This window comes from Mycobacterium sp. UM_Kg1 (assembly GCF_000972925.1).
Taxonomy (GTDB): domain Bacteria; phylum Actinomycetota; class Actinomycetes; order Mycobacteriales; family Mycobacteriaceae; genus Mycobacterium; species Mycobacterium hiberniae.
Genome location: NZ_JRMK01000200.1, coordinates 1 through 5,290 on the forward strand (window position 1 = coordinate 1; position 5,290 = coordinate 5,290).

A 5,290-nucleotide genomic window follows, 5' to 3' on the forward strand; every position below is an offset into this window, starting at 1 on the left:
CCACCGTTACCACCGGCACCACCGGCACCACCAGCGGTGCCATTCACGTGGCCAGCGGTGCCGTCGGCACCGGCGAAGCCGTCGCCGCCCTTGCCGCCGGCACCACCGACACCGGCGGTGCCATTAGCACCCGCCGCAGCCAGACCGCCCAGGCCCGCACCACCGGCACCACCCTGGCCGGCGTTACCACCGGCACCACCACTGCCACCGTCGAAACCGTCCACATGCGCCGCGGTGCCAGCCGCGCCCGCCGCACCATTACCGCCGTTGCCACCGGAACCACCGGCACCGCCGGCGCCACCAACACCCTGCGTCCCGGCCGTGGAGCCCGTACCACCGGCGCCACCGGCACCACCATTGCCACCGTTGGTGCCCGACTCACCCGCACCACCATCAGCACCGGCGACCGACGCATTCGCGCCCGCCGCACCGGTGTAACCCTTGCCGCCCGTACCACCGGCACCACCATTGCCGCCGGCACCATCGGCGACACGTGTGACGCCGTCCGCGTTCAGACCACCCTGGCCGCCGTTACCACCAGCGCCACCAGCACCTCCGTTACCGCCGGCCACGCCCGCGGTGGTGGAGTCGGCGCCGTTGAAGCCCGCACCGCCCTGACCGCCGGCGCCACCCGCACCGGCCGTGCCGTCCGTTCCGCCGGCGGCCTGCACCCCGGCGCCACTGATGCCACCGCTGCCGGCCTTGCCGGCGTTGCCGCCCGCCCCACCATTGCCGCCGGCCGTGCCGTCCACATGGCTAGCCGTGCCAGCCGTGCCAGCCGCGCCAGCGGCACCAGCACCACCATTGCCACCGTTACCGCCGACGCCGCCGTCCCCGGCCGCACCGTTGTTGGTGCCGTGACCGCCGACACCACCGGCACCGCCACTGCCTCCGAACCCACCATTGGTGCCTGCGGCACCCGCGGTAGCTCCATCCGCCCCGTTGCCACCGTGGCCGCCCGCGCCGCCGTCGCCGCCCGCACCACCATCGCCTTGAGCCGCCCGGGTCAGCCCATCGGCCCACACACCGCCCAGTCCACCGTCACCGCCGGCGCCACCAGCGCCACCGTTGTTGCCGTCGAGCGGCCCGACGCCGGTGTTGGAGCCATGGAGACCGTCGAAGCCCCGGCCTCCCGCGCCGCCCTTGCCGCCGATACCGGCAGTGCCGTCATTGCCGCCGGCGGCAGTGGTTCCGCCGCCACTGTCACCACCGACGCCGCCCTTGCCGGCGTTACCGCCGGCGCCACCGGCCTGGCCCGCCGTGCCATCTACGTGGGTGGCGGTGCCATCGACACCGTCCGCACCCTGGGCGCCCGCCCCACCGGATCCGCCGTCACCGCCGACACCGCCACCGCCGTGCAGACCCGCGGTGCTACCGGTGCCCCCGACACCGCCGGCACCACCGGCGCCACCGTTACCGCCGTTCTCACCGGCCGCACCAGCAGTCGCCCCCGCCGATCCGTTGTAACCGGCGCCGCCCTTGCCGCCGGCGCCGCCGTCACCACCGGCGCCCGCGGCCGCCCGGGTGTAGTCGGCGTTGATGCCCCCTAGGCCACCGTTACCGCCGGCGCCGCCGGCCTGCCCGGCCTGGCCGTCCGGGCTCAGCGCGTCGCCCGCGGCACCGGCAGCGCCGTCCTTCCCGTCACCGCCGGCACCACCAACGCCGGCAGCACCGGCCACCCCGTGCGCGCCGTTAGCCTCCAGGCCACCCAGGCCCGCGTTGCCGCCTACACCACCGTTGCCCCCAGCAGTCCCGGCCGCAGCAGTCGCATCCGTCGCCGCGTCGTAACCCGCGCCACCGATACCGCCGTTGCCGCCCGCACCGGCGATGCCCGCCGTACCGCTGGCCGCCTGACCACCCGGTCCCTGGCCACCGGCCCCGGCGTGGCCGGCGTTGCCGCCGCGCCCGCCGGCCTGGCCGTCGAGACCATCGGGGTGCGCCGCAGTCCCAGCCGCACCGTTCGCGCCGTCGATACCAGCACCGCCGTTGCCACCGTTACCGCCCACGCCGCCGGAATCCTGCGACCCGGCCGCACCAGACGCAGCGTTACCCCTGAACCAGCCGCCCGCACCACCGGCACCGGCCACGCCTGCCGCGCCGCCATTACCGCCGACACCACCGTTACCGCCATTGGTGCCATCAGCACCGGCGGCGGCACCGTCGGCACCGTGGGCGCCGTCACCACCGACGCCGCCCTTACCACCGTCACCGGCCGCGCCACCCTTACCGCCGGCACCGAACAGATTGGCACCCCTGCCGCCGGTACCGCCGTTACCGCCGGCACCACCGTTGCCGCCATTGCCGCCATTGCCGTCACCGCCATTGGCGAAGCTGCCGGCCGCCCCCGCGGCGCCGGCGAAACCATTGCCGCCGGCGCCACCGGTACCGGCCGAGCTGAACACACCCCACAGGGCAGCATCCCCGCCGGCGCCGCCATTGCCACCGGGAGTTCCCAAGCTGGCGGCGGTACCACCGTCACCACCGGCGCCACCACGGCTGAACCAGGAGAACAGCCCTGCGCTGCCACCATCACCGCCGTTACCACCGTCGTTGCCGGCACCGCCGTCACCACCGTCACTCCACCAACCGAACAGGCTGCCCGCACCACCATTTCCACCGGTCTGGCCGTCACCACCGTCGCCGCCGGCACTGAACATGGCGAACCAGCCGACGCCACCACCGTCGCCTCCCTCACCACTGCCGAAGCCGGCACCACCAGCACCGCCGTCGCCGCCGAACAGGCCACCCTGGCCACCGGCACCACCGTCAACACCGGCGATACCGTCGGCATCCCAACCCGCGCCACCGGTTCCGTAAATCCACCCGCCGGCGCCACCATTGGGGTTGTCGAACGTGCCGTCGGCGCCGTTGCCGAACGGCATGAACAGGTTGTAGTCAAGCAAGTTGAAGGCTGCCGAACCCGGCAATTCAAGCGACGCCGCCCCATCGCCGTTCAGTCCCAGGTCCGACAGAATCACGTCCCAGATGGCCTGCTCACCGAAGCTGTCGAAGGCGAAGGACCAACTGGAGGGGTCCAACACCACATCCCAGGCCGCCTGATTTCCCCAATCGACACCCAGTTCCGCAACTGCCCCGCCCAGGCTCTCGCCGAAAAGATCCACCCACACCTCGTCGATATCCGCATGCGCCGCCGGCGCCGCCGCCAACGGTCCCAACCCGAATGTCAGAAATGCACTGACCGCACTGCCCGCACCGTACATCCGGTTACGACGAACCTGAGAACCATTCCGACGATTACCGACCATGCGAACCTTCTCCTTAATCGAAACGCAACGAATACTCGTTAACGTTGTCGGCTGGCCAGGCTAACAGGCATTCACCTACGGCCTGTCTCAGCCCCCTCTTATGGACCCATCAGGGCGCGTTTTAGCTGGTCCGAGCGTATTGAGTAGGTGGCTATCGGCCACTCCTTCAGATCTGGCCAGGCGTTAGCTGAGCCTGCACCGTTAACTTGCAGGGACTACGGGCGATGTTTCGGGCTAATTAGCCCGCCATAGCACGCCCCCTGGAGCCTCCCTCGAGCGCCCCCGAAAACATTTCGCACAACAACGGCGAAGCGGCGACGGGGAATGGTTAAGTAAGCGCCAATCCACGGATAGGGAATTAAAGTTCATTAGCGCATTCCAACGGATCACTTTGTTACTGGTGGTCCAGCACACCCGTCGCTTCCGCACCCGCGGTCGACCACGTAGGTGTTGCCGAGTCGGATATCGCCGGCGATATCAGTCCTCAAACGCCACCGCGGCCCGGTCGAAAGACCGGGCCGCGGGGACTGGGCGAACGGGGCTTACGGCTTGGCGGTGCCGTCGGGAAGGGTGATGACGACGCCGTCGACGTGCACGTTGGCGCCGCTGATGAGCTCAGTGGACCCGCCGGCACCCGACGTCTCCGGGCCACTGTTGTTGACACCGGTGCCGTTGCCGCCGCTCCCGGCCGTCACACTGCCGTTGGTCCACGAGCTGCCACCAGGGTCACCGGCCGCGTTGTTGGCACCGACATGGAGGTATCCGCCGTCGCCGCCGACCCCGCCGACACCGATCCCGTCCCCGCCGGTGCCGCCCACAGCGGTGACACCCGTCGCCTTGGCGTTGGTGCCCAACGCGGTGATCTGGGTGATCCCGTTGTAGCTGATGCCGCCGCCCTTGCCGCCGTCGACACCATTGCCGCCGCTGCCGCCGGTAGCAGAACCACTGGCCTCCGCACCGGCACCGGTGGCCCCGATGCTCCCGCTGGCTCCGTTTCCGCCGATCGAGTTGGTCCCATCCGCAGCACCGCCGTCGCCACCGACCACGGTGCCGTGAGCCAGCCCACCATCGCCCGGCGCGTAGTTACGCCCGGCCCACATGTTCGCGCCCCCAGCGTTACCACCCACGGCACCGATCCCGTCAGCCGATCCGCCGGTACCACCGGTCGTCTGGCCATAAGCGGTGGCGTTGCGCTGGGCCTCGATGAACGTGCTGCCGCCCTTGCCGCCGGTACCGCCGTTGTCGGCGTCACCGCCGGCACCGCCGGTTGCCTTACTCGACACACCACCGTGGTCGGCGTCGGCGAGGACCTTGCCACCGTTGAACGCGGTGACCAGGGCACTGCCCCCCAACCCGCCGGTGCTGCCGGCGCCGTCACCGGTGCCTCCGCTGCCGCCGGTGGCCACCGCGCCGGTAACAGTGCCGCCGCTTTCAGCGATGACAGCGGCCGCGCCGCCGGCACCTCCCGCACCGCCGTCGGTGCCCGCCCCGGCGTTGCCGCCGATCGCGTGGCTGTTGGTGACGCTGCTGCCCGCACCGGTCGCGATAATGCTCGCCGCACCGCCGGCCGCAGTGTCACTGGCATCGCCACCGGTGACCGTGCTGTTGGTGATCACGCCCCCGCCGCTGACGGTTGCGCTCGCCGCACCGCCGGCGAAGTGCTCGGTGCTCTGCCCGCTGGTGACCGTGGTGTTGGTGAGGCTGCTGCCGGCACCACTGACGGTCAGAGAGTTGTTGGCACCGGCGGCGCCGTTGGCGCCGTTGAGTCCGCCATCGAGAGCGTCACCGCCAGTTACGTTGCCATTGCTGATTACGCCCCCGTCGAGGGCAGACATCGTTCCACTACCGCCGGTGCCGCCGTTTCCACCGGAACCGCTCACCGAACCGTCGCCGCCTCGTCCACCGTCACCGCCGGTGGCGGTGCCGCTTGCCGTGCTGCCCGACCCGTCAGCGGAGATCGCGCCCGCACCGCCTGTACCGCCGCTACCGCCGGCGTTGCCGTTGGTATCGCCGTTGCCGCCGGC

At 71.3% G+C, this 5,290-nt stretch carries 2 pseudogenes; both read right to left on the bottom strand.

What is annotated here, in order from left to right:
• A pseudogene (locus tag LI92_RS23920) lies at positions 1-3,266 on the bottom strand (hypothetical protein); the annotation flags it as partial.
• 542 nt (positions 3,267-3,808) lie between these two features.
• Positions 3,809-5,290, bottom strand: a pseudogene (locus LI92_RS23925) (hypothetical protein); the annotation flags it as partial.